31 protein-coding genes are annotated in these 25,673 nt (G+C 67.1%); 13 read left to right on the plus strand and 18 right to left on the minus strand.

What is annotated here, in order from left to right; translation table 11 throughout:
* The first annotated feature begins 110 nt into the window (after nt 1–110).
* A complete protein-coding gene (locus GGR25_RS18575; RefSeq protein WP_183400370.1) occupies nt 111–1,550 on the plus strand; it encodes a hypothetical protein in 1,440 nt (479 codons plus the stop codon).
* Complete coding sequence (locus GGR25_RS18580; RefSeq protein ID WP_183400371.1) at nt 1,547–2,374, plus strand: glycosyltransferase family 2 protein; 828 nt, start codon at nt 1,547–1,549, stop codon at nt 2,372–2,374. Before GGR25_RS18575 ends, GGR25_RS18580 begins: the two co-directional genes overlap by 4 nt.
* A gap of 7 nt (nt 2,375–2,381) precedes the next feature.
* Here GGR25_RS18580 and GGR25_RS18585 read toward each other — a convergent pair whose 3' ends face one another.
* The 3 genes from GGR25_RS18585 to purU form a co-directional block, all read right to left on the minus strand.
* Nucleotides 2,382–3,008, minus strand: coding sequence for a 3'-5' exonuclease family protein (locus GGR25_RS18585; RefSeq protein WP_183400372.1), 627 nt, complete (start codon nt 3,006–3,008; stop codon nt 2,382–2,384).
* A 121-nt stretch (nt 3,009–3,129) separates the two neighbouring features.
* On the minus strand, nt 3,130–4,062 hold the full coding sequence (gene folD / locus GGR25_RS18590) for a bifunctional methylenetetrahydrofolate dehydrogenase/methenyltetrahydrofolate cyclohydrolase FolD (RefSeq protein WP_183400373.1): 933 nt from the start codon (nt 4,060–4,062) through the stop codon (nt 3,130–3,132).
* Complete coding sequence (gene purU / locus GGR25_RS18595; RefSeq protein WP_183400374.1) at nt 4,034–4,894, minus strand: formyltetrahydrofolate deformylase; 861 nt, start codon at nt 4,892–4,894, stop codon at nt 4,034–4,036. Before purU ends, folD begins: the two co-directional genes overlap by 29 nt.
* Before the next feature lie 169 nt (nt 4,895–5,063).
* On the opposite strand from purU, the gene GGR25_RS18600 reads away from it, so the two are divergent.
* Together GGR25_RS18600 and GGR25_RS18605 are read left to right on the plus strand one after the other, a co-directional pair.
* On the plus strand, nt 5,064–5,759 hold the full coding sequence (locus tag GGR25_RS18600) for a fumarylacetoacetate hydrolase family protein (RefSeq protein WP_183400375.1): 696 nt from the start codon (nt 5,064–5,066) through the stop codon (nt 5,757–5,759).
* Nucleotides 5,760–5,839: 80 nt separating this feature from the next.
* Nucleotides 5,840–6,622, plus strand: a complete 783-nt coding sequence (locus GGR25_RS18605; RefSeq protein WP_183400376.1) for an NAD kinase — start codon at nt 5,840–5,842, stop codon at nt 6,620–6,622.
* A gap of 7 nt (nt 6,623–6,629) precedes the next feature.
* On the opposite strand, the gene GGR25_RS18610 is transcribed toward GGR25_RS18605, so the two are convergent.
* Together GGR25_RS18610 and GGR25_RS18615 are read right to left on the minus strand one after the other, a co-directional pair.
* A complete protein-coding gene (locus GGR25_RS18610) occupies nt 6,630–7,772 on the minus strand; it encodes a DUF2336 domain-containing protein (RefSeq protein WP_183400377.1) in 1,143 nt (380 codons plus the stop codon).
* Between the two features lie 90 nt (nt 7,773–7,862).
* Complete coding sequence (locus GGR25_RS18615) at nt 7,863–8,441, minus strand: nitroreductase family protein (protein WP_183400378.1); 579 nt, start codon at nt 8,439–8,441, stop codon at nt 7,863–7,865.
* 207 nt (nt 8,442–8,648) lie between these two features.
* Here GGR25_RS18615 and GGR25_RS18620 point away from each other — a divergent pair, with 207 nt between their 5' ends.
* Nucleotides 8,649–9,653, plus strand: coding sequence for a hypothetical protein (locus GGR25_RS18620; protein ID WP_183400379.1), 1,005 nt, complete (start codon nt 8,649–8,651; stop codon nt 9,651–9,653).
* A 65-nt stretch (nt 9,654–9,718) separates the two neighbouring features.
* Here GGR25_RS18620 and thrS read toward each other — a convergent pair whose 3' ends face one another.
* The 6 genes from thrS to GGR25_RS18645 all read right to left on the minus strand — a co-directional run bounded on the left by thrS (nt 9,719) and on the right by GGR25_RS18645 (nt 14,288).
* Nucleotides 9,719–11,686: a threonine--tRNA ligase gene (gene thrS, locus GGR25_RS18625; RefSeq protein WP_183400380.1), complete on the minus strand. Its 1,968-nt coding sequence runs from the start codon at nt 11,684–11,686 to the stop codon at nt 9,719–9,721.
* Nucleotides 11,687–11,893: 207 nt separating this feature from the next.
* Nucleotides 11,894–12,727 carry a class D beta-lactamase gene (blaOXA, locus tag GGR25_RS18630; RefSeq protein WP_183400381.1) on the minus strand — a complete coding sequence of 278 codons (834 nt, stop codon included), beginning with the start codon at nt 12,725–12,727 and terminating at the stop codon, nt 11,894–11,896.
* 69 nt (nt 12,728–12,796) lie between these two features.
* Nucleotides 12,797–12,922, minus strand: coding sequence for a hypothetical protein (locus GGR25_RS24960; protein ID WP_281378648.1), 126 nt, complete (start codon nt 12,920–12,922; stop codon nt 12,797–12,799).
* 110 nt (nt 12,923–13,032) lie between these two features.
* Nucleotides 13,033–13,407: a membrane protein insertion efficiency factor YidD gene (yidD, locus tag GGR25_RS18635; RefSeq protein WP_183400382.1), complete on the minus strand. Its 375-nt coding sequence runs from the start codon at nt 13,405–13,407 to the stop codon at nt 13,033–13,035.
* A 53-nt stretch (nt 13,408–13,460) separates the two neighbouring features.
* A complete protein-coding gene (locus tag GGR25_RS18640; RefSeq protein ID WP_183400383.1) occupies nt 13,461–13,829 on the minus strand; it encodes a VOC family protein in 369 nt (122 codons plus the stop codon).
* Between the two features lie 12 nt (nt 13,830–13,841).
* On the minus strand, nt 13,842–14,288 hold the full coding sequence (locus tag GGR25_RS18645; protein ID WP_183400384.1) for an iron-sulfur cluster assembly scaffold protein: 447 nt from the start codon (nt 14,286–14,288) through the stop codon (nt 13,842–13,844).
* 97 nt (nt 14,289–14,385) lie between these two features.
* Here GGR25_RS18645 and folE point away from each other — a divergent pair, with 97 nt between their 5' ends.
* From folE to hisI, 3 genes are all read left to right on the plus strand, one after another.
* Entirely contained in the window at nt 14,386–14,997 is a 612-nt protein-coding gene (gene folE / locus GGR25_RS18650; RefSeq protein ID WP_183400385.1) for a GTP cyclohydrolase I FolE, read from the plus strand.
* Between the two features lie 129 nt (nt 14,998–15,126).
* Nucleotides 15,127–16,389: a 3-phosphoshikimate 1-carboxyvinyltransferase gene (aroA, locus tag GGR25_RS18655; protein WP_183400927.1), complete on the plus strand. Its 1,263-nt coding sequence runs from the start codon at nt 15,127–15,129 to the stop codon at nt 16,387–16,389.
* Nucleotides 16,386–16,844: a phosphoribosyl-AMP cyclohydrolase gene (hisI, locus tag GGR25_RS18660; RefSeq protein WP_183400386.1), complete on the plus strand. Its 459-nt coding sequence runs from the start codon at nt 16,386–16,388 to the stop codon at nt 16,842–16,844. The genes aroA and hisI overlap by 4 nt, the downstream gene beginning before the upstream one ends.
* 17 nt (nt 16,845–16,861) lie before the next feature.
* Here the strand turns inward: hisI and GGR25_RS18665 are convergent, their stop codons facing one another.
* Both GGR25_RS18665 and GGR25_RS18670 read right to left on the minus strand, forming a co-directional pair.
* Nucleotides 16,862–17,293, minus strand: coding sequence for a CBS domain-containing protein (locus GGR25_RS18665; RefSeq protein ID WP_183400387.1), 432 nt, complete (start codon nt 17,291–17,293; stop codon nt 16,862–16,864).
* Between the two features lie 178 nt (nt 17,294–17,471).
* A complete protein-coding gene (locus GGR25_RS18670; RefSeq protein WP_183400388.1) occupies nt 17,472–18,209 on the minus strand; it encodes a rhomboid family intramembrane serine protease in 738 nt (245 codons plus the stop codon).
* A gap of 348 nt (nt 18,210–18,557) precedes the next feature.
* On the opposite strand from GGR25_RS18670, the gene GGR25_RS18675 reads away from it, so the two are divergent.
* From GGR25_RS18675 to GGR25_RS18685, 3 genes are all read left to right on the plus strand, one after another.
* Nucleotides 18,558–19,178: a PAS domain-containing protein gene (locus GGR25_RS18675; protein WP_183400389.1), complete on the plus strand. Its 621-nt coding sequence runs from the start codon at nt 18,558–18,560 to the stop codon at nt 19,176–19,178.
* An 84-nt stretch (nt 19,179–19,262) separates the two neighbouring features.
* Nucleotides 19,263–19,865 carry a PilZ domain-containing protein gene (locus GGR25_RS18680; RefSeq protein ID WP_183400390.1) on the plus strand — a complete coding sequence of 201 codons (603 nt, stop codon included), beginning with the start codon at nt 19,263–19,265 and terminating at the stop codon, nt 19,863–19,865.
* A gap of 402 nt (nt 19,866–20,267) precedes the next feature.
* On the plus strand, nt 20,268–20,888 hold the full coding sequence (locus tag GGR25_RS18685; protein WP_246410035.1) for a transglutaminase-like cysteine peptidase: 621 nt from the start codon (nt 20,268–20,270) through the stop codon (nt 20,886–20,888).
* A 43-nt stretch (nt 20,889–20,931) separates the two neighbouring features.
* Here the strand turns inward: GGR25_RS18685 and GGR25_RS18690 are convergent, their stop codons facing one another.
* The 5 genes from GGR25_RS18690 to GGR25_RS18710 form a co-directional block, all read right to left on the minus strand.
* Nucleotides 20,932–21,456, minus strand: coding sequence for a gamma carbonic anhydrase family protein (locus GGR25_RS18690; RefSeq protein WP_183400391.1), 525 nt, complete (start codon nt 21,454–21,456; stop codon nt 20,932–20,934).
* Nucleotides 21,457–21,466: 10 nt separating this feature from the next.
* Nucleotides 21,467–21,805: a DUF6949 family protein gene (locus GGR25_RS18695; protein WP_183400392.1), complete on the minus strand. Its 339-nt coding sequence runs from the start codon at nt 21,803–21,805 to the stop codon at nt 21,467–21,469.
* Nucleotides 21,806–21,985: 180 nt separating this feature from the next.
* Nucleotides 21,986–22,201: a DUF3126 family protein gene (locus tag GGR25_RS18700; protein ID WP_183400393.1), complete on the minus strand. Its 216-nt coding sequence runs from the start codon at nt 22,199–22,201 to the stop codon at nt 21,986–21,988.
* A gap of 99 nt (nt 22,202–22,300) precedes the next feature.
* Entirely contained in the window at nt 22,301–23,125 is an 825-nt protein-coding gene (gene cysE / locus GGR25_RS18705; RefSeq protein ID WP_183400394.1) for a serine O-acetyltransferase, read from the minus strand.
* 193 nt (nt 23,126–23,318) lie between these two features.
* On the minus strand, nt 23,319–24,077 hold the full coding sequence (locus GGR25_RS18710) for an alpha/beta fold hydrolase (protein WP_183400395.1): 759 nt from the start codon (nt 24,075–24,077) through the stop codon (nt 23,319–23,321).
* A gap of 146 nt (nt 24,078–24,223) precedes the next feature.
* On the opposite strand from GGR25_RS18710, the gene GGR25_RS18715 reads away from it, so the two are divergent.
* A complete protein-coding gene (locus GGR25_RS18715; RefSeq protein WP_183400396.1) occupies nt 24,224–24,472 on the plus strand; it encodes a zinc-finger domain-containing protein in 249 nt (82 codons plus the stop codon).
* An 18-nt stretch (nt 24,473–24,490) separates the two neighbouring features.
* Nucleotides 24,491–25,663: an FAD-dependent monooxygenase gene (locus tag GGR25_RS18720; protein WP_183400397.1), complete on the plus strand. Its 1,173-nt coding sequence runs from the start codon at nt 24,491–24,493 to the stop codon at nt 25,661–25,663.
* Nucleotides 25,664–25,673 lie beyond the last annotated feature (10 nt).

A 25,673-nucleotide genomic window follows, 5' to 3' on the forward strand; every position in this document is an offset into this window, starting at 1 on the left:
ATCCAGCGCGTCAACCGCATGAGCGTCGACATCGCACTCGCCATGCTCGGCCTCGGTCACGCAGACCTCGCTAACTTCAACAAAGTCGCGTGACGAGCCCCGCTTAGAGCATGGCCCTCAATCTGCGGCGCCGCGTCGCCAAGGTCTGGAATTCGCCGACGCTGATGACGTGGCTCGGGCTCGCCATCCGCCTCGGCGGGCTCGCGTTGCTGCTGCCGCTGGTGCTGACCCGCCTCAGCGTGAGCGAGGTGCTGGTCTGGCAGATGTTCTCCAGCATCACGACGATGTCGATGTGGCTGGATTTCGGCTTTTCGCCGACCTTCTCGCGCATGATCGCCTTCGCCCGTGGCGGAGGCGGCGTGCCGGAAGCCCGCACGGGCCAGGAGCAGGGCCGGCTCGATCTTGCCCGCGTCATCGGCACGCAGAAGTTCATCTATCACTGGCTGGTCTTTGCGGCGCTGGTGATCATCATCGGCGTCGGCACGCTCTCGCTGATGCGGCCGATCGCCGGGCTCGCCGATCCAACATCCGGCTGGATCGCCTGGGCGCTGACAGCGGCGTCGATCATGCTGTCGCTGCTCAATATCTCGAATACGAGCATCCTGATCGGCTTCGAGCAGATCGCGGCCATGCGCCGCTATGAAAGCCTGATCGCGGCGCTGCAGCTCGCCTCCACCAGCCTCGTCGTCTTCCTCGGCGGCAATCTGATCGCGATCACGGCCTGCTATTCGGTCTGGGCACTCGTCGCGCTGACGGTCAACATCCTGCTGGTCCGCCGGATCGAACGCGGCGAGGATCTGACCCACCAGCCCTTCGACCGCCATGTTTTCAAATCGGTCTGGCCGGCGGCATGGCGCAGCGGCATCGGCATTCTGTTCAGCACCGGCATCATCCAGGGCAGCGGCCTCGTCATGCCGCAGCTCGCCAGCGCGGCGGATGCGGCCGCCTTCCTGCTGGCGCTCCGGCTGATCACGATCGGCAGCCAGCTCTCCCAGGCGCCCTTCTATACGAAGCTCCCGGCCATGGCGAAGGCGCGCGCGGCGGGGAACCATGCCGAGGTCGAGATGCTCGCCATGCGCGGCATGCGCCTCGCGCTATGGACCATGGCCCTCGGCGTCATCGGCCTCGTCGTGATCGTGCCGGAGGTGCTGACGCTGATCGGCAGCAAGGTCCGGATGCCGCCGCCGGAGCTTTCGGCGCTGCTCGGCCTCGCCTTCTTTGCCGAGCGCTACGGCTCGATGCACATGCAGATCTACACGCTGACCAATCACGTGATCTGGCACATCGTGAACGGCGCCACGGGCGTGATCATGATCATCGCCTTCGTGATACTCTGGCCGCTGGTCGGCGCCCTGGCGATGCCGCTCGCCATGCTGATCGGCTATGGCGGATTGCCGCTCTGGTATGTTTCCGCGAAATCCGTGCATGTGCTCGGCGTGAGCCGGCTGGCCTTCGACTGGCGCACCGCCATTCCGCAGGCCATGATCATCATCGGCCTCTGCGCGTATTTCTGGCTCCGTCAATTGCCCGGCATCGGGTTGGGATCATGACAACCGTCTCGATCATCATTGCGACCTATAACGGCGCGGCGACGCTGGCCGCGTGCCTCGACAGCATCGCGAGCCAGACCCGGCGGCCTCTCGACGTGATCGTCATGGACGGGGCCTCGACGGACGGCACGGTCGATATCCTCGCCCGCCGCAGCGACGTCGTCACCCATTGGGCGAGCGCTCCCGACAAGGGCATCTATGATGCCTGGAACAAGGCGCTGCCGCATGTCCGCGGCGACTGGATTTGGTTCATCGGCTGCGACGACGAACTGGCCGATCCCGAGACGATCGCCTGGGCCGAGGACGAACTGGGGCAGTTCGCCGCCGACTCGGGCCTCGTCTATACCCGCGTTGCCATGATCGGCCGCAACGGACGGACGACCGAGACCATTGGACGGCCCTGGGCCGAGAGCGAAGCCGCGCTGGCCTATGGCATGTCGGTCCCGCATACCGGGCTGATGGCGCGCCGCGAGCTCTTCGAGACCATAGGCGGCTTCGACAGCCGCTATCGCATCGCCGGCGATTTCGACTGGTTCCTGAAGGCGATGCAGCGCTCCAAGGTGGCCTTCCTCGACCGCATCACGGTTCGCGCGGCCGATACCGGTCTCTCCGGAGCTTCGGCCACTCAACTGAAGACCGTGCGCGAATTCGGCGCCATCCTCGACGCGCAGGGCCGGCGGAAATCCGCGCGATGGTACCTGCTGCTCGCCAAGGTCGGGATGAAATCCCGCCTGAGCCAGATGATCTCGCCGCGCGTCATGGGCTGGCTGGTCGACGCCTACCGGGTGGCGACACTGCGCCGCCCGCGCATGTCGTCGCGATAAGAAAAGCTCAGGCCGCGATCGGCGTGACGCCGGCGCGGATCTCGCCCCGGCGCAGCAGCCCGAACAGATGGGCATAGCCGAGCACGTCCTGCAGCGCGTGATGGGTGTGCTGGTGTCCGCCAAACCACTCGCGGGGATATTTCTCGCGCTTGCAGTCGAGATAGCTCCAGCCGGTCGCGGCCATCACCATCGAAGGAATATCGATGCCGGTGCCGTGGAAGATGCCGGGATCGCGCGGGCGGATGAAGAGCCGGCGTGCCATGAAGCGCTGCAGATAATAGTCGATCCAGGCGCCGTCGAACGAGACCGGATGCGAGACGAAGACCGGCGTGCCGGCATGCGAGAGGGCCCAATCGGCCCAGGCCCGGATCGCTGCGCCGGGCTCGACCGGCGCTTCCGTCGCCTGCTGCCATTCGAACGGATGACCCGACCACCAGTCCATCGTGCCCGGATCGGGCGCGGCACCCTCGAGCGTGGCGAAATTGATCGTGAACGTGCCGAGATCCCTGCCCTCCTCGTCGCGCGCGACGGAGGCGAGGCTGATCATCGAATTCGGTCCCGGATCCGGTCCGTCGGCCTCGATGTCCGTGACGATATAGACCGCCCGCGCGGCGCCGTCGCTCGTGTTCGTCATGAGGCTCGTCCGATGAAAGGGATGGCGCGGGCGATTGGAAGCCCGCAGCCTGAGAAGCGTAGAGCAAGGCGGCGCCGGCGATAACGGCACCGCGACGTGGCGGATGGTCTCAGCGGCGAAGCTAGAAGACCGGGGCTTCGACGCCGGCGCTACGGCAGGCGATGGTGAGCGTATTCGCCATCAGCATGGCAATGGTCATGGGGCCGACGCCGCCGGGGACAGGCGTGATGGCGCGGGCGCGCTGCGCCGCCTCGGCATAGGCGACGTCTCCGACGAGGCGCGTCTTGCCTTCGCCGCGCTCGGGCGCCGGAATGCGGTTCATGCCGACGTCGATCACCACGGCGCCCGGCTTGATCCAATCGCCGCGCACCATCTCGGCGCGCCCGACGGCGGCGACGAGGATATCGGCCCGCGCGGCGAGCGCCGGCAGGTCGTGGCTGCGCGAATGGGCGATCGTCACCGTGCAGCTTTCCTGCAGCAGCAATTGCGCCATCGGCTTGCCGACGATGTTGGAGCGGCCGATGACGAGGGCATCGAGCCCGGCGAGACCTCCCGGCAAGGCGCGGCGGATCAGCGTCAGGCAGCCGGCGGGCGTGCAGGAGATCAGCGCGCGGTCGCGCTCGCCGATGGCGAGTCGCCCGACATTCACCGGATGGAAGCCGTCGACATCCTTGGCCGGATCGATCGCCTCGATCACCGCCATGGGATCGAGATGCTTCGGCAGCGGCATCTGCACGAGGATGCCGTCGATCGCGGCATCGGCATTCAGCGCCGCGACGAGATCGAGCAATTCGTCCTGCCCGGTGTCGATCGGCAGCGTGTACTGAACGGAATGGAAGCCGAGTTCCTTGGCCTTGCGGCCCTTGGCGCCGACATAGACCTGGCTCGCCGGGTCCTCGCCGACGAGGATCACGGCGAGGCCGGGCGCGCGATGGCCGCGCGCGACAAGGTGCTCGACTTCGGCCGCGATGCGCGCGGTGACTTCGGCAGCGACCGCCTTGCCGTCGAGGACGAGGGCCGACGCGTCAGCGGAAGACGACGGTTCGTGAGCCATTGAGCAGCACCCGGTTTTCGAGATGGAACTTGATCGCCCGTGCCAGCACCGCATTCTCGATGTCGCGGCCGATCGCGATCATCTCCTCGGCCGACATCGCATGATCCACCCGTCCGACGTCCTGCTCGATGATCGGGCCCTCGTCGAGATCCGCCGTCACGTAATGCGCGGTCGCGCCGATCAGCTTCACGCCGCGCTCATGCGCGCGGTGATAGGGCTTGGCGCCCTTGAAGCTCGGCAGGAAGGAATGGTGGATGTTGATCACCCGTCCGGCGAGCCGCGCGGAGAGCTCCGGCGAGAGCACCTGCATGTAGCGGGCGAGCACGACGAGATCGACCTTCTCCTTCTCGATCAGCGCCAGCAGCGCCGCCTCCTGCGCCTCCTTGCCGGCCGGCTCGAGCGGCAGATAGTGGTAGGGCAGCCCCTCGCCCTCGACACGTCGGCGCATCGTCTCATGGTTGGAAACGACGGAGACGAGCTCCATGCGCAACTGCCCGATCGAATTGCGATAGAGCAGATCGTTCAGGCAGTGCCCCATCTTGGAGACGAGGATCATGACGCGCGGCTTCACCGCGAGGTCGTGCAGCTGCCACTTGAAATCATAGCCCGTGGCGACGGGGAGGAAGCCGCGCTCGAAGCTCTCGCGCGTCACGGTCTGCGGCGCGGCGAAGGACACGCGCATGAAGAAGCGGCCGCTGTCGGGATCGCCATACTGGGCGCTCTCGACGATGTTGCAATCCTGCGACGCGATCGAATTGGCGACAGCCGCGACGATGCCGCGGCGATCGCCGCAGGAAAGGGTCAGGACGAAACGGGCGGGTTCTGCCGGCATTTTCAACTTCGCGAGACTGTGGAGAGGTGCCGGGGCGCCGCCCGGCAGGCCGTTCCCTAGGCTGCTGCGGCGATGCCGTCAACCGCCGCGGCGTCGCGCCCGCAGCGCGCCGCCTTGCAAGGGCCGCGCGCTTCGGGAATGGTGGCCCGCGCAGCCTCAAAGAGCCATCATGTCAGACCAAGCCTGTCTCTTCCCGCCCGCCCCGCCCACCACCCTGCCGATCGAGGGCATGGACCTCCGCTTCCCGGTGCACCGGGTCTATTGCGTCGGGCGGAACTATGCGGCCCATGCGCGCGAGATGGGGCATGATCCCGACCGGGACCCGCCCTTCTTCTTCCTGAAGAACCCCGATGATCTTGTCCTGCCCGGCACGCCCGTCCCCTATCCGCCCCTGACCAGCGATCTGCATCACGAGGTCGAACTGGTCGTCGCGCTCGACAAGGGCGGCAGCGACATCGACCCCGCCACGGCGCTCGACCATGTCTTCGGCTATGCCGTCGGGCTCGATCTGACGCGGCGCGACGTTCAGGCGGAAGCGAAGAAGCTGGCGCGGCCCTGGGCGACGGCCAAGGCCTTCGCCGCATCGGCGCCGATCGGCGCCATCGTTCCCGCAAGCCGCATCGGCCACCCGGCCGCCGGCCGCATCACCGCCGAGGTCGGCGGCGCGATCCGGCAGGACGGCGACATAGCGCAGATGATCTGGGGCGTCGCGGACATCATCGCCCATTTGTCGCGCTGGTTCGTGCTGGCGCCGGGCGACGTGATCTTCACCGGCACGCCGGCGGGCGTCGGCGGCCTCGTGCGCGGCGACACGGTAACCGCGAAGATCGAGGGTATCGGCGCGATCAGCACGACGATCGCTTAACGGGCACCCAGGTTGGAATGGCTCCGGCGGCGTGATACGCCGCTCGGGCGAACGGCGGGGCACCGCTACGGGGGACTGGAATGACGGCCGCAGCAGATTTCGAGGGCGCGATTGCCTTCATCGCGAGCAGCGCCCCCGAGGCGCAGCTCGCGGCCGAGCGGCTCGGCGCGCGCTATGGCTGCGTCGACCCCGAAAATGCCGATGTCATCGTCGCGCTCGGCGGCGATGGCTTCATGCTGCAGACGCTGCACCGCTTCATGAATTCGGGGCGGCCCATCTACGGCATGAACCGCGGCTCGGTCGGCTTCCTCATGAACGAGTTCCGCGAGGACGAGCTGACATCCCGCCTCGCCGCAGCCATCCGCTCCACCATCCATCCGCTGCGGATGGACGCCTTCGATGTCGCCGGCAATGAGCATCGCGCCTATGCGATCAATGAAGTCTCGCTGTTCCGCCAGTCCTACCAGACGGCCAAGATCAAGATCTCGATCGACGGGCAGACGCGGCTCGAGGAGCTGACCGGCGACGGCGTGCTCGTCGCGACACCCGCGGGTTCGACGGCCTATAATCTCTCGGCGCATGGCCCGATCCTGCCGATCCAGGCACCGCTTCTGGCGCTGACGCCGATCAGCGCCTTCCGCCCCCGCCTCTGGCGCGGCGCGCTCGTCCCGGACCGCGTCACGCTGAGCTTCGAGGTGCTGGAACCCGAGAAGCGGCCGGTGAACGCCGTCGCTGATCACACCGAGGTCAAATCCGTGCTCTCGATCTCGGTGAAGCAGGATCGGCGCGTGCAGAGCCTCATCCTGTTCGATCCCGGCCATAGCTGGGACGACCGGATCCTCGCCGAACAATTCCGATATTGAGAAGGCTTTAGGCCGCCGAGCGATAGCTCAGGGCAAGAGAACGCGCCTCGATGCGCGCCTCGTCGGCGGCGAAGCGGCGCAGCATCGCCGCGAGTTCGTTCGATTCGCCGGCCGTCATCTCGACATAGCGGGCGAGAACCGCCTCAACCGTGCGCCGCGCGAGATCCAGCCGGCCGGGCGGCGTCGGAGCCATCGCGGCGTCCTGCACGACCTCGACCGCCGCGATGAAGGCGCCGAAGGCCGACGCCGGGATTCCAGCGCGCCCGAGCACGGCCTTGAGTGCCGCCGCGCGATCGGCGCGCAGTACGGCGGCGACGCGCCGTTCGGGCATGCGGGCGAGGACCGCCAGCGCCGCGCCGAGAAAGGGAATATTGCCGGCGCAGACCGCGCGCAGCAGCAGCGCCGTCGTCAGCTGGCCGGTAATGCGCAGATGCTCGGCCAGCGCCGCCAGATCTTCCGCCGCCGTTTCCGCCGCGATCGAGATGGTGGCGCGCTCGCAGGCTTCCCGCGTCACGCGCTGCACGCGATCGGGCGCGATCCATTGCCGCTCCGCGATCAGTGCGCCGAGCCGGTCGCCGAGCCCGCGAATGAGACGCTGGCGGCAATCGACCGGCAGGTCGCGTCGCGTCAGCAGACGGTCACGGATCGACGCGTCCTCGCCATGGCGTTCGGCGAGACGAACGAGGCTGATCGCAGCGATCGTCGCATCGGGATTGTCCAGCAGCGCACGGCAGGCCTCCGCATCGCCGACTTCGGCGAGGGCGGCCGCGAGCGAGGTCGAGACCGGCAGGCGCGAGGCGATCGCCGCCTGGCGTGGCCCGTCGACGGCGGCGGCGATGTCCACCAATTCGGCATCGATGAACAGCGGCGAACAGGAGAGGATGAGGCCCGCGATCTCGAACTGGTCGGCCGCGAGCGTCAGCACGATGTGCCGCGGCGCACGCGGCTCGGCGGCGAACACATCGGCCAGCGCATAGCGCACGGCGAGTGAAGGGTCATCGAGCAGTACGGTCAGCGCGGCTTCCATGCCGCGCCGGGCCGTGTCGTCGACCTTCGAATGCAGGAAGGCGCGCGCCATGGCATGCGCCGCGTCCGCACGGCGTTCGGCGGGCGCGGTTTCCATCCATTCGAGGAACTGGCGGACGATCATCGATCCTTCGGCGATCCGGTAGCTGCGGATGCCGAAGACTGCACCTCAAGACGTTAAGGATCGGCTAACCATAATGGCGCCGCATCCTGTTCAGGCTGCAGGCGGCGTCCAGTCGGTCACGATGTCGGCCAGCGCCGGGCGCGGACGCTCGAAGGGCGCCGTGTTGGGCGTGCCGATATAGACGAGCCCGACCAGCCGCTCTTCGGGCTTCAACCCCAGGAGTGCGCGGGCCTCCTCGTCATAGGTCACCCATTCGGTCAGCCATTGCGCGACGAAGCCCATGGCGTTGGCGGCAACGACGAGGTTCATCGCGGCGGCGCCGGCGGACATCAGCTGCTCCCATTCCGGGATCTTCACATGCGGCGCCGCACGGCTGACGACGGCGACGACGAGCGGCGAGCGCGTGAAACGCGTGCGCTCGAAGTCGATGGCCTTGGGATCAGCATCCGGGCGCTTGCGGGCGAACAGCGCGGCCGTGGCCTCGCCGGCCGCCGCGCGAGCCTCGCCGCGAAACAGGATGAAGCGCCAGGGCGCGAGCTTGCCGTGATCGGGCACGCGCGAAGCGATGGTGAGGAGGTCCTCGATCTGGGCATCGGTCGGGCCGGGCTCGACGATGTTGGACGAGGGAATGGAGCGGCGCGTCTTCAGAAGCGTAAGCGTATCGGTCATCGGATCTTTGCGGGATGGAGACAAGGAAGGTGGCGCTCGGCCGCAGCGACCGATTGGCTAGGCAAGAGATCGGACGATTTTGCCGCCAGCGCAACCCCGCGGCGTCGCCCGCGCGATGCCGCGATTGCCGATGGGCCTTGAATTCGCCACCCTCCTCGGGCTCTAAAGAGGGTCTGATTTCAAGTCGACCGGGAGTCGCACGCCGTCATGAAACCGGTGCACCTGCGCCGCGGCCTGCTGCCGATGGCGGCCGTTTTCGCAATGATGATCCTCTCCTCCGCTCTCGCGCAGGAGGCTCCGCCGACGCCGCCCGCCGACATTCCGGACGGCGCCGCCGCGGCCGATCCGATGCCGCTCGCGCCCATCCTTCCCCAGACCCTCGACCCGGCCGCGCTCCTGAAGCCGGCGCAGCCGGGCGAAGCCGCGGGCCGATCCGCAGCGCCGAAGGAACCGCCGCCCAATCTCACGCTCGCGGCCAAGCTGACGGACAAGGGCGAACCGCTGCGAGCCGGCATCACCTGGCGCGTCTTCGCCGACAAGCCCGGCCGCGACGGCAAGCTGCCGCTGGTGCGCGAAGCGAAGGGCGGCACGGTGCATCTGGCGCTGAAGCCGGGCACCTATATCGTCCACGTGGCCTATGGGCGTGCCGGAATCTCGAAGCAGATCCGCGTCGACAAGTCGGCGAGTTCCGACACGATCGTGCTGAATGCCGGCGCGCTCAAGCTGACGGCAGAGGTCGGCAAGGACCGCAAGCTCAACCCGAATCAGGTGGTGTTCGACATCTATCGCGGCACTGACGGCCAGGACGCCGAGACCGATCCGCTGGTGAGCGACGTCGCCCCCGAGCAGACGGTGCGGCTCGCCGCCGGCACCTATCACGTGGTCAGCCGCTATGGCGACGCCAATGCGTCGGTGCGCGCGGATATCCGCGTCGAAGCCGGCAAGCTCACCGAGGCGACGCTGTTCCAGAAGGCCGCCCATATCACGCTGAAGCTGGTCGCAGAATCCGGCGGCGAGGCGCTCGCCAACACGTCATGGTCGGTGGTGACGCCGGGCGGCGACAGCGTTTTCGACAGCGTCGGCGCCTTCCCGGAGGTCGTGCTGGCGATCGGCGACTACACCGCCGTCGCGAAGCACGACAACAAGATCTACGAGAAGAGCTTCACGGTGGAGTCAGGCGCCGATCGCGACGTCGAGGTCATGGCGCAATAGCGACGGCGCAGGGACCCGGGCGCCGAAGGATCCGGGCGCCATGGCGCCCGGACCTTTGGTTTCGCTCAGGTGGCAGCGGCCTGCTTTACGTCAGGCGGCGTCGCCTCGTCGAGCAGCGCCGCGATCGTGTCGGCAAGGCTTCCAGAGACCTGATCGCGCGAACCGAGGCGACGGATATTGACCGTGCCCTCTTCCGCCTCGCGCTTGCCGCAGACGAGCATGACCGGCACCTTGGCGACGGAATGCTCGCGGACCTTGTAGTTGATCTTCTCGTTGCGAAGATCGATCTCGGCCCGGAGCCCGGCCTTGCGGAGCTTCGCCACCACCTCCTCGGCATAGGCATCCGCCTCCGAGGTGATGGTCGCGACGACGACCTGGGTCGGCGCAAACCAGAGCGGGAAGTGACCGGCAAAGTGCTCGATCAGGATGCCGAGGAAACGCTCCATCGAGCCGCAAATGGCGCGATGGATCATCACCGGCGTCTTCTTCTCGCCGTCTGAATCGACATAGAACGCGCCGAAGCGCTCCGGCAGGTTGAAGTCGACCTGCGTGGTGCCGCACTGCCATTCACGGCCGATCGCGTCACGCAGCGTATATTCGAACTTCGGCCCGTAGAACGCGCCCTCGCCCGGCAGGATGCCGGTCTTGATCTTGCCGCCCGACTGCGCCTCGATCGTCTCGAGCACGCGCATCATCACCTCTTCGGCGTGATCCCAGACGGCATCGGAGCCGACGCGCTTCTCAGGCCGGGTCGAGAGCTTCACGACCACCTCGCCGAAGCCGAAATCGGCATAGGTCGACAGGATCAGGTCGTTGATCTTCAGGCACTCGGCCGCCATCTGCTCTTCGGTGCAGAAGATGTGCGCATCGTCCTGCGTGAAGCCGCGCACGCGCATAAGACCGTGCAGCGCGCCCGAGGGCTCATAGCGATGCACCGCGCCGAACTCGGCGAGACGCAGCGGCAGATCGCGATAGGACTTGAGCCCGTGCTTGAAGATCTGCACATGGCCGGGGCAGTTCATCGGCTTGATCGCGAAGACGCGCTCGTCCTCGGTATCGTCGCCGGCCGACTGCGCCGCGAACATGTTCTCCTTGTACCAGCCCCAATGGCCCGAGGTCTCCCACAGCGACTTGTCGAGCAGCTGCGGCGCGTTCACCTCCTGATAGCCGAGCGGACGCAGGCGCCGCCGCATATAGGCGATCAGTTCCTGGAACATGGACCAGCCCTTGGCGTGCCAGAACACGACGCCGGGGCCCTCCTCCTGGAAGTGATAGAGGTCCATCTCGCGGCCTAGCTTGCGGTGGTCGCGCTTCTCCGCCTCCTCCAGCATGTGGAGATAGGCGTCGAGCTGGACCTGGTCGTGCCAGGCGGTACCGTAGATGCGGGTCAGCATCGGGTTGTTGCTGTCACCGCGCCAATAGGCGCCGGCCACCTTCATCAGCTTGAAGGCTGAGCCGATCTGGCCCGTCGAAGCCATGTGCGGACCGCGGCAGAGATCGAACCACTGACCTTGCTTGTAGATGCGGATGGTCTGGTCTTCCGGGATCGCATCGACGAGCTCGACCTTGAACGCTTCGCCCTTGGCCGCGAAGACCTGCTTCGCCTCGTCGCGCGTCCAGATCTCCTTGGTGAAGTGGGCGTTGCGCGCGATGATCTCGCGCATCTTCGCCTCGATCTTCGGCAGATCCTCGGTGGTGAAGGGCTCGGCACGGTAGAAGTCGTAATAGAAGCCGTTCTCGATCACCGGGCCAATGGTGACCTGCGTGCCGGGATAGAGTTCCTGCACGGCTTCGGCCATCACATGGGCGGCGTCGTGGCGGATCAGTTCGAGCGCGCGCGGATCCTCGCGCGTCACGATCTCGATCGAGCCGTCACGGGTGATCGGGTCGGAAAGGTCGGCCAGCGTGCCGTCAAAGGCCAGCGCCACGGACTTCTTGGCCAGCGACTTCGAGATGCCCTCGGCGATCTCGCGGCCGGTGATGCCCTCGTGGAAATCACGCACGGAGCCGTCGGGGAAGGTCAGATGGATCATGTGTCTCTCCTGCTCACTCCCGCAGACGAGCGCGGGTAAGCGGTTGGGCTGAAAGAGAAGCGGGAACCGGGCCCGCCCCGCCGGCCGAAAAGGCCAGCGCGAGACGGCTATACGATGGCAGCCCGCCATTCAAGCCGGAGGGTTGCCGAGAAGCCCGACCGGCGGCAAGGTCGCGGCCGATCGCCGCCAGTCTCGCTTCAAGCCCGTTCAACTCCCGGCGAGCTTCGCGAAATCCTTCACCATCGCGTCGCGGGCGATCATGCCGCCAAAGATCTTGGAGCGGACATTGCCTTGATTGAAACGCGCGAACGCGATCCTGCGGCCGCCCTTCTCACCCCAGCCGACAAACCAGCCGAGCGGCCTGCTGCGATCGGTGGTGCCGTTCGCGGAGCGGACGAAACCGCTGCCCGTCTTGCCATGCAGCGTCCAGCCGCCCTCGGCCGGATACTGCGCCAGACTGGCCTCCGTCGCGCCATAGGCATGATCGGAAACGTCGAGCTTGCGGCCGAGGAAGCGACGCACGAAGGCGACCTGCTCGTCCGGCGAGATCTTGAGCGACGACATCAGCCAGGACTGGGTCAGCCCGTCATTCTTGCCGGGATTGCCCGAGACATCCTCATTGCCATAGCCGAAAGCGGTGACGTAGTCGCGAAAACGCGCCGCGCCGAGCTTGCGGGTCAGCTCCTGCGAATACCAGACGATCGAGTCGGCAAGCCAGATCGTCGGATCGGCCGGCTTCTTCTGCGAGTCCATGGTTGTCTGGAATTCCGGGCGATAATCCCAAAGCGGATGGTGCGGATCGATCAGAATGCCGGAATCGAAGCCCATCACCGCCAGCGGCAGCTTGAAGGTGGAACAGGGCGAGAAACGACGCTCGGCCGGCCCTTCGCGGAGGATCGTCGCGGCGCTCTCGACATCGACCAGCACCGTGGCAACGAAACGCTCCGATGCCAGTGCCGCGCGGGCGAAGCCGGCACCGCCGATCGCGGCTGACGCCGCCGCCAGCATGAAGCGCCTGGAAAACTGCCGTCTGTCGATCATGCACACCATCTCCGTTGCCCCGGCGCCCCTTGCTAGGTCATGCGCCAGGTAACGGCAAATGATGTCGGCTCAGCGACGCGACGGAAGCTTGCGATAGGGCGCGCAGCGGCGGAGGTGCAATCCGAGGCCGAGCGCCATCGCGACGGCCAGACCGCCGATAAGGATCAGTGCGTAGCTCTGAACGGTGCCCATCATGTCTTCCTCTGCGCGCGAAGCCCTGCACGGCTCCACAACGTGGACGCGGCGAAAGGGATGCAGAGGGATGTGACGGCCGACACGTTTCAGCGTGAGACCGGACGACGCACCTAGTCGAGCCGCGTCGCCGGATCAATGTGCCTGCCCGTCCAGCGCCCATAGCGCCAGGGCAGATACCAGCTCGCCCGCTCGGGAAGCGCCGCCGGCACGGGATCATAGCCCGAGGCGCCGAACGGGCCGCAGCGCTGGAAGCGGGCGAGCGTCATCCAGCCACCGGCCCAGAGACCATGCCGCGTGATCGCTTCCTCGCCATAGCTCGAGCATGTCGGCAGGTACCGGCAGGAAGGCCCGAGCAGCGGCGAGATCAAGAGCTTGTAGCCGCGGATCAGCCCGATGCCGAGCGTGCGGGGCCATGCGCCGAAGCCGGCGCCACCCTCCACGGGCGCGCGCTCGCGCCGCGTTCCGGGCTCGTCCCCCTCGGGCATGCAGGCGTAGCAGATGGTGTGGTCCTCCTGCGGGAGTTCCGCCGGCCCGACGGTCAGACGCGCTCGTGAAAGACCGCCTCGATATTGTGTCCATCCGGGTCGAGCACGAAGGCGGCATAATAGCCCGGATGATACTGCGGCCGATAACCCGGCGCGCCATTGTCGCGCCCGCCGGCTTCGGTCGCGGCGGCATGAAAGGCGGCGACGGCGGCCTTGTCGCGCGCGGCAAAGGCAAGGTGTATGGACGCCTGGAGCGACGGGCCGCTGCCGATCCACAGCAGGACCCGGCCGTTCTCGCCGAAAGCCGCCCGATCCGCGCCCTCATGCACGATCCCGATCTCGAGCGGCGCCAGAGCGGAGACGTAGAAGTCGCGGCTCTTCAGGAAGTTCGGGACCGTAAAGCCGATATGGTCGAAGCCCAAGCTTCCCTCCCCCTATGGCGCCAACGCCGCTGCGCGCGCTTCGATCTGGCCGATCGCGTCGACGACGGCGTCGAAGGTCAGCAGCGTCGAGGCGTGGCGGGCCTTGTAGTCGCGCACGGGCTCGAGGAAGCGCAGATCTGCGAAGCGTCCCTCCGGTGGCGGGCCGTTCTCCTTGAGCATGCGGATCATCGTCTCGCGGAGCGCCTTAAGCTCCTCCGCCGTGGCGCCGACCACGCTGCGCGCCATGATCGACGACGAGGCCTGGCCGAGCGCGCAGGCCTTCACGTCATGCGCGAAATCCGCGACGCGCCCGTCCGCCATCTTGAGATCCACGATGACGGTCGAGCCACAGAGCCGCGAATGCGCCTTGGCGCTCGCATCCGGATCGGCGAGCCGCCCGATGCGGGGGATATTGCCGGCGAATTCGAGGATCCGGCTGCTGTAGATGTCGTCGATCATGGAAAGCGGCTCCGCCGGAACCATATAGGAGCTTCACGCGGCCTGGACCAGATGATAGCACGGCGCCCCTTCTCGGCGTCCTGATGGAGTGCGGACAATGGATGCGAAGATCGAGACCGCCGGAACGGACGACGTCATTGGTCGGCCGAGCCAGGCCGAAGCCGAGGCCGCCGTCCGCACGCTCATCGCCTGGGCCGGCGACGATCCCGCGCGCGAGGGCCTGATCGAGACGCCGGAGCGCGTCGTGAAGGCGTTTCGCGAGTTCTATTGCGGCTATGAGCAGGATGCGGCCGAGACGCTGGACCGCGTCTTCGACGAGGCCGGCGGCTATGACGACATGGTGCTGCTGCGCGACATCCCCTTCTTCTCCCATTGCGAGCACCACATGGTGCCGTTCATCGGCAAGGCGCATATCGCCTATTTTCCGGATGGCGGTGTCGTCGGCCTCTCCAAGCTCGCCCGCGTCGTCGAGCTGTTCGCCCGGCGGCTACAGATGCAGGAGCGGCTGACCGCGGAGATCGCGGCGGCGATCGACGACGGGCTCAAGCCGTTCGGCGTCGCGGTGATGCTGGAGGCGGAGCATCATTGCGTCTCGATGCGCGGCGCGCAGAAGCAGGGCGTCTCGACCGTCACTACCAGTTTCCTCGGCCGCTTCAAGACCGATGCGGCGGAGCGCGCGCGCTTTCTGTCGATGGTGAACGGGCGCTGAGATGCGCCGGTAGCGGCTCGGCGCTTGTCTCGGACGGCGCAAGGGTCTAGTCCGCTCTGGCAAAAGAGGATGGCCGGGAGAGCCGAAGCGCGCCGACCGGAAACGCATGGAGCCAGCATGACCACGGTCATGGATCGCGCGAAGGCGATCACGATCACCCCGACGCGGGCCCCGCTCATCGGCCGCGTGACGCCGCCGGGATCGAAATCGATCACCAATCGCGTCCTGCTGCTCGCCGCGCTCGCCAAGGGCACGAGCCGCATCACCGGCGCGCTGAAGAGCCTCGACACAAAGCTCATGGCCGCCGCGCTGCGCGACATGGGCGTCGGCATCGAAGAGCCCGACGAGACCAGCTTCACCGTCACCAGCACCGGAACGCTGAAGGCACCGGGCAAGCCGCTCTATCTCGGCAATGCCGGCACGGCCATGCGCTTCCTGACGGCAGCTCTTGCCCTCGTCGAGGGCGAAGTCATCGCCGATGGCGATGAACATATGCGCAAGCGCCCGATCGGGCCTCTGGTCACGGCGCTGCGTTCTGTCGGCATCGCCATTTCGGACACCAACGGCTGTCCGCCGGTCACGGTCCGCGGCACCGGCCGCTTCGGCGCCGGCCGGATCGAGATCGATGGCGGGCTCTCGAGCCAATATGTCTCGGCGCTGCTGATGGCGGCCGCATGCGGCACGGGTCCGGTCGAAGTGGCGCTGACCGGAACGGAAATCGGCGCACGCGGCTATGTCGACCTGACCGTTGCCGCGATGAAGGCGTTCGGCGCGCGCGTGGAGAAGCTCGACGAGGCGACGTGGCGGATCGAGCCGACGGGTTATGTCGCGACCGATTTCTACGTCGAGCCCGACGCATCGGCGGCGACCTATCTTTGGGCCGCCGAGGTGCTGACGGGCGGACGGATCGATCTCGGCGTCGCGCCGGAGGATTTCACGCAGCCGGACGCGAAGGCGCAGGCCGTCATCGCGCAGTTCCCTCACCTGCCCGCCGTGATCGACGGTTCGCAGATGCAGGACGCGATCCCGACGATCGCCGTGCTCGCGGCGTTCAACGAGACGCCGGTCCGCTTCGTCGGCATCGCCAATCTGCGCGTCAAGGAATGCGACCGCGTCCGCGCGCTCTCGACCGAGCTCGCGCGCATCCGGCCGGGTCTCGCGCACGAGGAAGGCGACGATCTCATCGTCTCGTCCGACCCGGCGCTCGCGGGCCAGACGCTGCCGACCGAGATCGAGACCTATTCCGACCACCGCATCGCGATGAGCTTCGCGCTCGCCGGGCTGAAGATCGCGGGCATCACGATCCTGGACCCCGATTGCGTCGGCAAGACCTATCCCGGCTATTGGAAAGCCCTCGCCGGCCTCGGCGTCGAACTGGAGGAGCGCACATGACCGACACGCCGCTGTTCGCCCCGCCCGGAAGCCACGAAGCCGTCGAGGAGGGCCTCGCCCTGACGCCGCACTTCGGCGCGGACGGTCTGATCGCCGCGGTCGTCGTGGACGACGAAAGCGGCGACGTCGTCATGGTCGCCTGGATGAATGCCGAGGCGCTTTCCCGCACCATCGCGACGCGCGAAGGCTGGTACTGGAGCCGGTCGCGCCAGGAACTCTGGCACAAGGGCGCGACGAGCGGCCATGTCCAGACCGTGACGGACATCCGGATCGATTGCGACCAGGACGCCGTGCTGCTCCGCGTCCGCACGGCCGGCACCGGCGCGAATTGCCATACCGGCCGCAAGGGCTGCTTCTATCGCCGCGTGACGGCCGGCGCGGACGCCACCGGGCCGGTGCTGGAATTCACCGGCGACGAGCCGCTCTTCGATCCCAAGGCCGTCTACAAGGGCTGATCCTCAGGGGCGGATCTTCAGGCCATGGCGATATAGGCGCGCATCTCCTCCGCCTCGCGCTCGACCTGCTGGATCCGCGCCTTGACGACGTCGCCGATCGATACGATCCCGGCGAGGCGTCCCTCCTCGACGACCGGCAGGTGACGGAACCGCCCCTCCGTCATCCGCTCCATCACATGGTTGATGGTGTCGGTATCGCTGCAGGTGACAACCCGCGCTGTCATGATCGAGGCGACCTGGCCGTCGAGCGCCTCTGTCCCGAAACGATCCAGGGCGCGGACAATGTCCCGTTCGGAGACGATCCCGATGATGCGCCGGCTGGCGTCCACGACGACCAGCGCGCCAATGCGGCGCTCGGCGAGAATATGCACGGCCTCACGGATGGTGGTGTCAATCGCGGCGGTCGTCACTCCCCGGCCCTTGCCGGAGAGGATAGCAGCAACGGTCATGGCTTCACTCCCTGTTGGCGAGAGGCTGGCCGTTCTCTTCTTGCTTCGGACCGGTTCGGACCCCTCGGCAGTCCGCGGCACGACGCCGGCGGACACAGATTGATGATGGTCTCGCGGGCGAGGCTTGGCAAGGCTCGCCGTGGCACGCCACGCCTTGGCGCAAGGCCGGCAGCGCGCGTCAGCGGCGGCTGAAGACCGGGTCGAAGATCGGGAAGAACAGCAGACCGACGACGAACCCGCCGATGTGGGATTCCCAGGCGATCTGGCTCGACTGGACGCCGGGCGGCGTGAAGATCAGCCCGAAGACGAGGTTGAGCACGAACCAGACGGCCAGGAACGACATGGCGCGGCGATCCCGCAGCATCTCGCCGATCGTCAAAGCGGGGGCGAAATCCGCCGCCGGCCCGATCCGCCGGCCGCTGAGACGGCCGCCGGGGGCGAAGGCGAAGCGCGCCACCGCCGCCATCTGCGCCGAGATCGCCGCGGAGGCACCGACGAGCGGCGAAGCCCCATAGGGCGAAAGCGCCAGATGCGCCGCCGCCCCTGCGATGGCGCCCACTGCGGAGAGCCCGAGGAAGCGCCAGGTCCCGAACCGCCAGGCGAGCGGCGATCCGAAGGCGGTCATCCAGAACGCGTTGTTCAGAAGGTGCAGCCAGTCGCCATGCAAGAGCGCATAGGTCAGGAAGGTCCAGACATCCCCCGCCACCCCGCCCGGCCAGGCGAAGCCGAGATTCTCGAGCCCGGTGATGCGGATCGGGATAAAGGCGAAGGTGGCGATGACATAGGCGTCCTGATCGGACGTCAGCAGGAAGACGCGGATGGCATGGATCGCGACCAGCACGGCGAGGCTCGCAACCATGACAGGCGGCAGATTGAAGACGGGTTCGCGTGCCGTCTGATCGCTTCTCTGATCCATGTCGACCGATTGAGTGGGCGCAGCGCGATCGCGGCTGTTCCATTGTGAGACGGCCGTCCGGCGCAGCCACGAAGGCGCGCACGGACGGCCGGTTCGCGTCCCGTCCAGCCCCCCGGCACAGAACGGACGTGAACCGGGAGAGAAATTGGCACGCAGCACCGCAGCGTGCAACAGGGCAACACCTGGTCGATGCATATGCCGGGAAACATCGACAAAACTGGCACAGACCCTGCAAACGAGTTGTTTACCTTAACGGAGAGGAACCGATCTGTACCATTGCCGCACAGGCGGCGACCGATCGACCCTGCCGGCACGGGACACGAGCGATTCGAGAAGCAAAGCGCGAGCATGAAGCACCGGCATACCCGGCACCTCCACGCCTACTGGTCCGATCTGCGGGGCGATTCCGCAGCGCCGCTGCGCGGCGCGATCGAGCCGGCTGACATACGCGAGGTGCTGGGCGACACATTCATTCTGGAGAACGCTCCGCCAGCCGCCCATATTCCCTTCCGTCTGGCCGGGACGCGCCTCTGCGCGCTCTATGGACGGGAACTCAAGGGCCGGAGCTTCCTGGGGCTCTGGAGCGAGAGCGACATGGCGGCGCTCTCCACGCTGCTCGCCGCCATCGCCTTCGACGCCGCCGGGGCGGTCATCGGCGTCGAGAGCTTCAATGAGCGCGGCCAATCCGTTCCCGCCGAGATGATCCTGCTGCCGCTCTCGCGCGGCGGCCGCATCTATGACCGCGTGCTCGGGCTCATGGTGGCGATCGAGCGGCCTTATTGGCTCGGCCTGCACCCGATCATCCGGCAGAGCGTGACGAGCCTTCGCCTGATCTGGCCTGACGAGCGTCCGGATTTTGGGCGCGGTCTGGCCCGGCCGGAGCCCGCTCCCACGCCGATGCCGCCGCCCGTGCTGGCCTCCGGCCGCCGCCACGGCCATCTGGTGGTGCTGGACGGCGGGCGCGGCTGAACGCGCCCGCAGCATCCCGATCCGCACCCTTCGTTAACGCGGAACCCCTAGATTTCCGGCAGCAGCGCTCGCCCCGGAAATCGCATGTCGAGTTCGACGCATCGGCCGCTCCTCGCGAACTATGATCGCAGGCGATACCGCCGCCATCGCCTGTCGCTCGCCGGGCGCTACATGCTGGAGAGCCGGCGCGAATTCGCCTGCCGGACCATTGACATCTCGGCCGACGGCGCATCGCTCGCCGCCCCGGTCGCCGGCCTCCCCGGCGAGCATGTCATCGCCTATATCGATCACATCGGACGCATCGAAGGCGCCCTCGTTCGGGCGACCGAGCACGGCTTCACCATCGCGATCGCCGCCACCCTGCGAAAACGCGACCGCCTCGCCGCCACGCTCGACTGGCTAGCCGACCATGATTCCGATGATGGCGACGAGATGCGCCGCCACGGGCGCGTCGTGCCGCACAATCCGTTCTCCTATCTCACGCTCCCGGACGGCGAAGCGCTTCGCTGCCGCATCCTCGACCTGTCGCTGGCCGGCGCGGCGCTCGCGCTCGATGCAGAGCCCGCGATCGGCACGCCCGTCCGCCTCGGCGACATCGCGGCGCGCGTCGCCCGCCATTTCGCCGGCGGGCTCGCCATATCCTTCGTGACGGTCCAGTCCGAAGAGACCCTGGCCGGACACTTCTAGCCCCCTCCCCGCGCCACCCCGATCATTCCCGAACGAGGCGGCTGCCTGTCCGAGTGAAGCGACGCGACCTGGCCGAGCGACGGCGTCGCCGCGGCTCCGCGAAGCGCTGAACGAGCCCGCGCAACGGGCGCGCCACTCAGCAACGGCGTGCCGTCAGCGGCGACGACAAGCCCGTCCCCACCCGCCCGAACAGCCTCCTCTAATCGTTGACGCCCGTTAACCTTAATAGAAGCTTAAGGTTGCGCGCTTCTCCCCGCCCGCATATTCTTAACAAGAAGTTAACAACAAGCATAAAAGTCAAATCGAATTCGAGACGAAGTCAATTCGAATTCGATCACAAGACTTAGATCAGACGAAAAGCCTGTGCGCCAGTGTATCCAAGGCACAGTGGGGACGGCGGTAATGTTCTGCGTACGCTTCGTTGTTCAGATCACAGCTCTTCTTGCAGTCATCGGTCTTGCCGTCCCGGCGGCCAATGCTGAGGTGATGTCGCCCTTCATGCATGTGGTCGGACCGACGACCCAGCCGATCGGCCATCACGACCTTTGCAGCCGCATGCCGGCCGAGTGCCGCGAGCGTACGGCGAGCGACCAGCCCGTCCACCTGACCCCCGAGCGCTGGAACCTGCTGATCGCCATCAACGACAACGTCAACACCGCGATCCAGCCGGATACCGACAAGGACATCTACGGCAAGGACGAGTACTGGGCCTATCCGGACGCCGGCAAGGGCGATTGCGAGGACTATGTCCTGCTGAAGCGCCGCGAGCTGATGGAGCGTGGCTGGCCGGCCGGCTCGCTGCTGATCACGGTCGTGCGCCAGACCAATGGCGATGGCCATGCGATCCTGACCGTCCGCACCGATCGCGGCGACCTGGTGCTCGACAATCTCGAAGGCAAGATCCTTCTCTGGAGCCACACGGACTACCAGTTCGTGAAGCGCCAGTCCGACACGGATAGCGGCCGCTGGGTCTCTATCGACGACGGCAGGGCACCGCTGGTCGGCAGTATCGCCAAGCGCTGATCGGGCTGGGGCCGCGCGTCGAACGCCGGCCCTGCCCTACGGTTCAGCGATCGAGCCCGGCGGCGAAGCGTTTCCAGTTGGCCACGTAATTCTCGGCCGAACGCCGGAGCTTCTCGATCGACGCCTCGTCGAGGCTGCGGATCGCCTTTCCCGGCACGCCGACAACCAGCGAACCGTCGGGGATCTCACGCCCCTCCGCCACCAGCGCTCCGGCAGCGACCAAGCAGTTGCGGCCGATCCGGGCGCCGTTGAGGATGATCGCCCCCATCCCGACCAGCGAATTCTCGCCGATCGTGCAGCCATGCAGCACGGCGCGATGGCCGATGGTACAGCCCTCCCCGATATCGAGCGGGAAGCCCATGTCCGTGTGCAGGACGCAATGTTCCTGGATGTTGCTGCGGGCGCCGACCGTGATGCGCTCATTGTCACCGCGCAGCACCGCGCCGAACCAGATGCCGGCGTCCTCGCCAAGCGTCACCTTGCCGATGACGCGTGCATCCGGCGCGATCCAGTAGCGTCTCTCGGGTGGCAGTTGCGGACCAATCCCGCCCAGCGTGTGAACCGGCATTCGGCTTTCCTCACATCAGGCGATCGCGCAGTTCGAGCGCGATGCCGAGCACGACGAGGCCGGAGCAGACGCTCCAGACCGCGCAGATCAGCAGGCTGCCGATCACCCTTCCCGACGACCGGCTTTCACCAACGCCGGCGCGGACAGCCTGCCGGCCCACGATATAGGGCCCGCTGACGCCCAGGAAGACGATGCTGAGGATCCAGGCGAAAAACGAGTCGCCGATCAGGCGGAAGCGCAGCTTTTCCGCCGCCACCAGCTCATAGAAGCTCGAGGCGATGCCGGCGGCGACGAAGCCCGTCGCGCTGGCATAGCCGATGATCATGATTTCAAGCCAGAATCGCTGCACGCGCGCCCCGCTGCGTCTGCGCGGGACGATTGCCGCGCATCAGCGCGGGACTGGCAAGCGGCGTGCCGCTTTGCCGCGAACCGGGGAGACGGCGGACCAGCACGGAAGCACCGGCCCGGATCTCATGGTTACTGAGCCGTTAAGGCACAGATAGCGCGATCCGTCCCGTTTCGGGACAGATCAGAGGTCCTCGAGATCGATGTCGAGGATCGCCATGGTGAAGTTGTAGGAGAGCTCGCCCTCCTCATCGTCGCGGAAGACGACGCCGACGAATTCCTCACCGAAATACACTTCCGCCGAATCGTCCTTGCGCGGACGCTGGCGCACGGTGATGTCCTTCATGGCGAAGCGGCGACGAAAGAAGCTCTCGAGCTTCTGGATCTCTTTGCGATCCAATTCTCTCTCCTTAGCGGGGGAAATGGGCGGCCTCGATCAGCGGCGGCACCCTTGCGCCGCAGCTTGTACCCGATCACGGCCTGGAAGCGAAGGGCGCCGTCAGGCGGAGCCTGCCAGCATCTGGTCCATCGCGCGTGACGGTTCGGCGCAGGGCGCGCTGCCGACCACCTTGGCAGGCACGCCGGCAACGGTGGTGTTCGGCGGAACCGCATGCAGCACGACCGAACCTGCGGCGACGCGCGAGCAATTGCCGATCTCGATATTGCCGAGGATCTTGGCCCCCGCACCGATCAGGACGCCGTGGCGCACCTTCGGGTGACGATTGCCGACTTCCTTGCCGGTTCCACCGAGCGTTACGCCCTGGAGGATCGACACATTGTCCTCGATCACCGCCGTCTCGCCAATGACGATGTCAGTGGCGTGATCGAAGAAGATGCCCTTGCCCATGGTCACGGCCGGGTTGATGTCGACCTGGAACACCGACGAGGCGCGGCTCTGGAGATAATAGGCAAGGTCGCGCCGGCCGACTGACCAGAGCCAATGCGCGAGACGGTGCGTCTGGATGGCGTGGAAGCCCTTGAAATAGAGCACGGGCTCGATCGCGCGGTTGCAGGCCGGATCACGGTCGACGACCGCGGCGATGTCGACGCGCAGCGCCTCGCCCATCGCGGGATCTCCCGCATAGGCCTCCATGAACGTGCGGCGGATGATCTCGCTGGAGACGTCCCGGTGATGCAGCCGCTCCGAGATCCGGCAGGCGACCGCTTCTTCGAGCCGCTCGTGGCTGAGGATCGTGGCATAGACGAAACTCGCCATAGCGGGCTCGGCGCGGACGATCTCCTCGGCGTCGGCGCGGATCGCCGACCAGATGGGATCGAAGCTCGCGACGCTCTCGCTCGGGTGACGCGAAATCGTAGCCGACATGAACGCCTCCTCGACGGCGGACGGAGCCGCCTTCTACGGATTGAACCTAACACGCCGGGCGCATACCACGAAACCGGCGCTGCGTAGGTAAATAATGCCTGCGCGGGGCAATGCGATCCCGCGGAATCGAAGTGTCAGCGAAACGGCGCAGACCCTTGCGGCAACTCGCCCTTCCTCTCCGGGTCCTGCACGTCTAACCGAGCCCGCGGCGCTTCAGGAAGTCGAGCACGCCCGCCTTGTACACCTTGTCGCCGACGGCGAGCATGTGGTCGCGCTTGGGGATGTTCAGCACCTCCGCCGCGGGAATGATCTCGGCAAGCGCCTCGGGAGAGCCGGCCAGCTCGTCCTTTTCGCCGACGGCGACGAGGACGGGCATGTGCAGCAAGGCGAGTTCATCGGCCGAGATCGGCTGGCGCGTCGCCTTCATGCAGGCGGCGAGCGCGACGCGGTCGCTGCCGGTCTGATCGGCGAATTTGCGGAACATCAGCCCGATCGGGTCCGTGATTGACGACGCGTCCTCGACCTCCAAAGCGGCGACCACGGGAGCCCAGTCGCCGATCCCGGTCACAATGCCGTAGCCGAGCCCGCCGAACACCGCGGCCTTCACCATGCCGGGATGGGCCAGCGCGAGAAACGCCGTGATCCGCGCGCCCATGGAATAGCCCATGACGTCGGCCCGGCCGATCCCGAGATGGTCGAGCAGGTTGCGGGCGTCCTCGGCGAGCGCGGCGGGGCGATAGGCGCCGACATCGTGCGGCTTGTCGGACGCGCCATGGCCGCGATTGTCGAAGGCGATCACGCGGCGTCCCGCCTGGACGAGCGTATCCACCCAGCCGGGATTGACCCAGTTGACGCGGTAGCTGGAGCCGAAACCGTGGATGAGCAGGATCGGCGGACCCGCGCCCTCGTCCATGTAGGCGATTTCGTAGCCGTTGGATGTGAAGCGGGGCATGGTTTGCGCCTCTGGTGGGGACGCCCTTATGGCGCAAGGCTTCGGCCGCGCCAAGGTGTCGCCGCCGATCGAACCATCACGCTCTGTTCATCACCCGCCGACGGGGCTATGGTCCCGCCACTCATCATCTGAAAGACGAGACGACGATGGCCGACCATGTGATCCCGCACTTCCACAATGATTCCGGCGTGGCGCGGATCGAGATCGGCGTGAAGGAGTTCATGTGCGTGGGCGCCAAGCCGCCCTTCGATCACCCGCACATCTTCATCGACCTCGGCGAGGACGACGAGCGCGTCTGCCCCTATTGCTCGACGCTGTACCGATACAACCCCGCCCTGCACGGCACCGAGACCATTCCCCCGGGCCATCTCTTCGTGGAGCCAATCGCGGCCTAGGCCGCATCGGAGCTGGCCATGGCCGAGTTCGAGACCGTGATCGCCGGAGCCGGGATCGCGGGGCTTGCCGCTGCGCTCCTGCTTGCGCGTTCGGGGCGCCGCGTTTCCATCTTCGAGCGGACCGCCGTCCACTATGAGGTCGGTGCCGGCCTGCAACTGTCGCCGAACGCGGGACGCATCCTGGAGCATCTCGGGCTCGGGGCGGCGCTCGACGCCGTCGCGGTGAGGCCGGTTGCCATCGATATCTATTCCGCGGCCCATCCGCGCCCGGTCGTCTCGCTGCCGCTCGCCGGCTCCGCGCAGCGAAGCGGCGGCATCTACAGGGTCGTCCACCGCGCCGATCTGCAGGCGGTCCTGCTCGCGGCGGTCCACAACGATCCCGCGATCGAACTGACCCTCGCCGCCCCGCTCGTGGACCTCAAATCGACGCCCGAGGGCATCGACTTCTCCATCGCGGGCCGGAGCCACAGAGCCCGCCTCCTGATCGGTGCCGACGGCATCAGATCCGTGGTGCGGCCGCTCATCGATCCGAGCTGGAGCCCGGCGCCAGCCCGCCGCACGGCCTGGCGTACGACGATCCCGGCAGACGACGCTCCGGCCGACCTCGCCCGCGATCGCGTTAGCGTTTTCCTGAACGATCGCAGCCATGTCGTCGTCTATCCCATCCGATCCGGCCGCGAGATCAACATCGTCGCGATCGTGGAGGAGGATTGGGAGGGGGAAGGCTGGGCAGAGCCCGGTGATCCGGAAGCGATCCAGGCGCACTTCCGCAAGGCGCCCACCCTCCTCGCGGACATCATCGCCGCCGGCGTCAGCTGGACGCGCTGGTGTCTTCGCGCCGTCGAGCCGTCCGGACCGTGGCACAGCGATCACGCCGTGCTCGTCGGCGACGCGGCGCACGCCATGCTGCCCTTCCTTGCCCAGGGCGCGGCGATGGCGATCGAGGATGCGGCGATCCTCGCGCGCTGCCTCACCCGCCAGCCCGGCGACATGGAAGGCGCCCTCGCCCTGTATGAGCGCCTGCGCAAGCCGCGCGTCACGCGCGTCTGGCACGCGGCGCGGCAGAACGGCACGATCTACCATATGGGCCCCCTCACCGCCGCGTTCCGCGATGCGACCATGAAGGCCCTCGGCGGCGAGCGCCTGCTGGCGCGCTATGACTGGCTCTATAGCTGGAAGCAGAACGCATAAGCCGCGGTCA

The sequence above is a fragment of the Kaistia hirudinis genome (assembly GCF_014196455.1).
In the GTDB taxonomy this organism is placed as follows: domain Bacteria; phylum Pseudomonadota; class Alphaproteobacteria; order Rhizobiales; family Kaistiaceae; genus Kaistia; species Kaistia hirudinis.

Coding starts and splice junctions, on each gene's coding strand:
- GGR25_RS18685 (WP_246410035.1), top strand. CDS start 20,268: ATGTTCTGCGTACGCTTCGTTGTTCAGATCACAGCTCTTCTTGCAGTC.
- GGR25_RS24960 (WP_281378648.1), bottom strand. CDS start 12,922: ATGATGGGCACCGTTCAGAGCTACGCACTGATCCTTATCGGCGGTCTG.
- GGR25_RS18620 (WP_183400379.1), top strand. CDS start 8,649: ATGAAACCGGTGCACCTGCGCCGCGGCCTGCTGCCGATGGCGGCCGTT.
- aroA (WP_183400927.1), top strand. CDS start 15,127: ATGGATCGCGCGAAGGCGATCACGATCACCCCGACGCGGGCCCCGCTC.
- GGR25_RS18615 (WP_183400378.1), bottom strand. CDS start 8,441: ATGACCGATACGCTTACGCTTCTGAAGACGCGCCGCTCCATTCCCTCG.
- blaOXA (WP_183400381.1), bottom strand. CDS start 12,727: ATGATCGACAGACGGCAGTTTTCCAGGCGCTTCATGCTGGCGGCGGCG.
- GGR25_RS18720 (WP_183400397.1), top strand. CDS start 24,491: ATGGCCGAGTTCGAGACCGTGATCGCCGGAGCCGGGATCGCGGGGCTT.
- cysE (WP_183400394.1), bottom strand. CDS start 23,125: ATGTCGGCTACGATTTCGCGTCACCCGAGCGAGAGCGTCGCGAGCTTC.
- GGR25_RS18680 (WP_183400390.1), top strand. CDS start 19,263: ATGTCGAGTTCGACGCATCGGCCGCTCCTCGCGAACTATGATCGCAGG.
- GGR25_RS18580 (WP_183400371.1), top strand. CDS start 1,547: ATGACAACCGTCTCGATCATCATTGCGACCTATAACGGCGCGGCGACG.
- purU (WP_183400374.1), bottom strand. CDS start 4,894: ATGCCGGCAGAACCCGCCCGTTTCGTCCTGACCCTTTCCTGCGGCGAT.
- yidD (WP_183400382.1), bottom strand. CDS start 13,407: ATGCCCGAGGGGGACGAGCCCGGAACGCGGCGCGAGCGCGCGCCCGTG.
- GGR25_RS18645 (WP_183400384.1), bottom strand. CDS start 14,288: ATGATCGACGACATCTACAGCAGCCGGATCCTCGAATTCGCCGGCAAT.
- GGR25_RS18585 (WP_183400372.1), bottom strand. CDS start 3,008: ATGACGAACACGAGCGACGGCGCCGCGCGGGCGGTCTATATCGTCACG.
- GGR25_RS18665 (WP_183400387.1), bottom strand. CDS start 17,293: ATGACCGTTGCTGCTATCCTCTCCGGCAAGGGCCGGGGAGTGACGACC.
- GGR25_RS18715 (WP_183400396.1), top strand. CDS start 24,224: ATGGCCGACCATGTGATCCCGCACTTCCACAATGATTCCGGCGTGGCG.
- GGR25_RS18605 (WP_183400376.1), top strand. CDS start 5,840: ATGACGGCCGCAGCAGATTTCGAGGGCGCGATTGCCTTCATCGCGAGC.
- folE (WP_183400385.1), top strand. CDS start 14,386: ATGGATGCGAAGATCGAGACCGCCGGAACGGACGACGTCATTGGTCGG.
- GGR25_RS18670 (WP_183400388.1), bottom strand. CDS start 18,209: ATGGATCAGAGAAGCGATCAGACGGCACGCGAACCCGTCTTCAATCTG.
- hisI (WP_183400386.1), top strand. CDS start 16,386: ATGACCGACACGCCGCTGTTCGCCCCGCCCGGAAGCCACGAAGCCGTC.
- GGR25_RS18575 (WP_183400370.1), top strand. CDS start 111: ATGGCCCTCAATCTGCGGCGCCGCGTCGCCAAGGTCTGGAATTCGCCG.
- thrS (WP_183400380.1), bottom strand. CDS start 11,686: ATGATCCATCTGACCTTCCCCGACGGCTCCGTGCGTGATTTCCACGAG.
- GGR25_RS18710 (WP_183400395.1), bottom strand. CDS start 24,077: ATGCCCCGCTTCACATCCAACGGCTACGAAATCGCCTACATGGACGAG.
- GGR25_RS18610 (WP_183400377.1), bottom strand. CDS start 7,772: ATGATCGTCCGCCAGTTCCTCGAATGGATGGAAACCGCGCCCGCCGAA.
- GGR25_RS18600 (WP_183400375.1), top strand. CDS start 5,064: ATGTCAGACCAAGCCTGTCTCTTCCCGCCCGCCCCGCCCACCACCCTG.
- GGR25_RS18690 (WP_183400391.1), bottom strand. CDS start 21,456: ATGCCGGTTCACACGCTGGGCGGGATTGGTCCGCAACTGCCACCCGAG.
- GGR25_RS18675 (WP_183400389.1), top strand. CDS start 18,558: ATGAAGCACCGGCATACCCGGCACCTCCACGCCTACTGGTCCGATCTG.
- folD (WP_183400373.1), bottom strand. CDS start 4,062: ATGGCTCACGAACCGTCGTCTTCCGCTGACGCGTCGGCCCTCGTCCTC.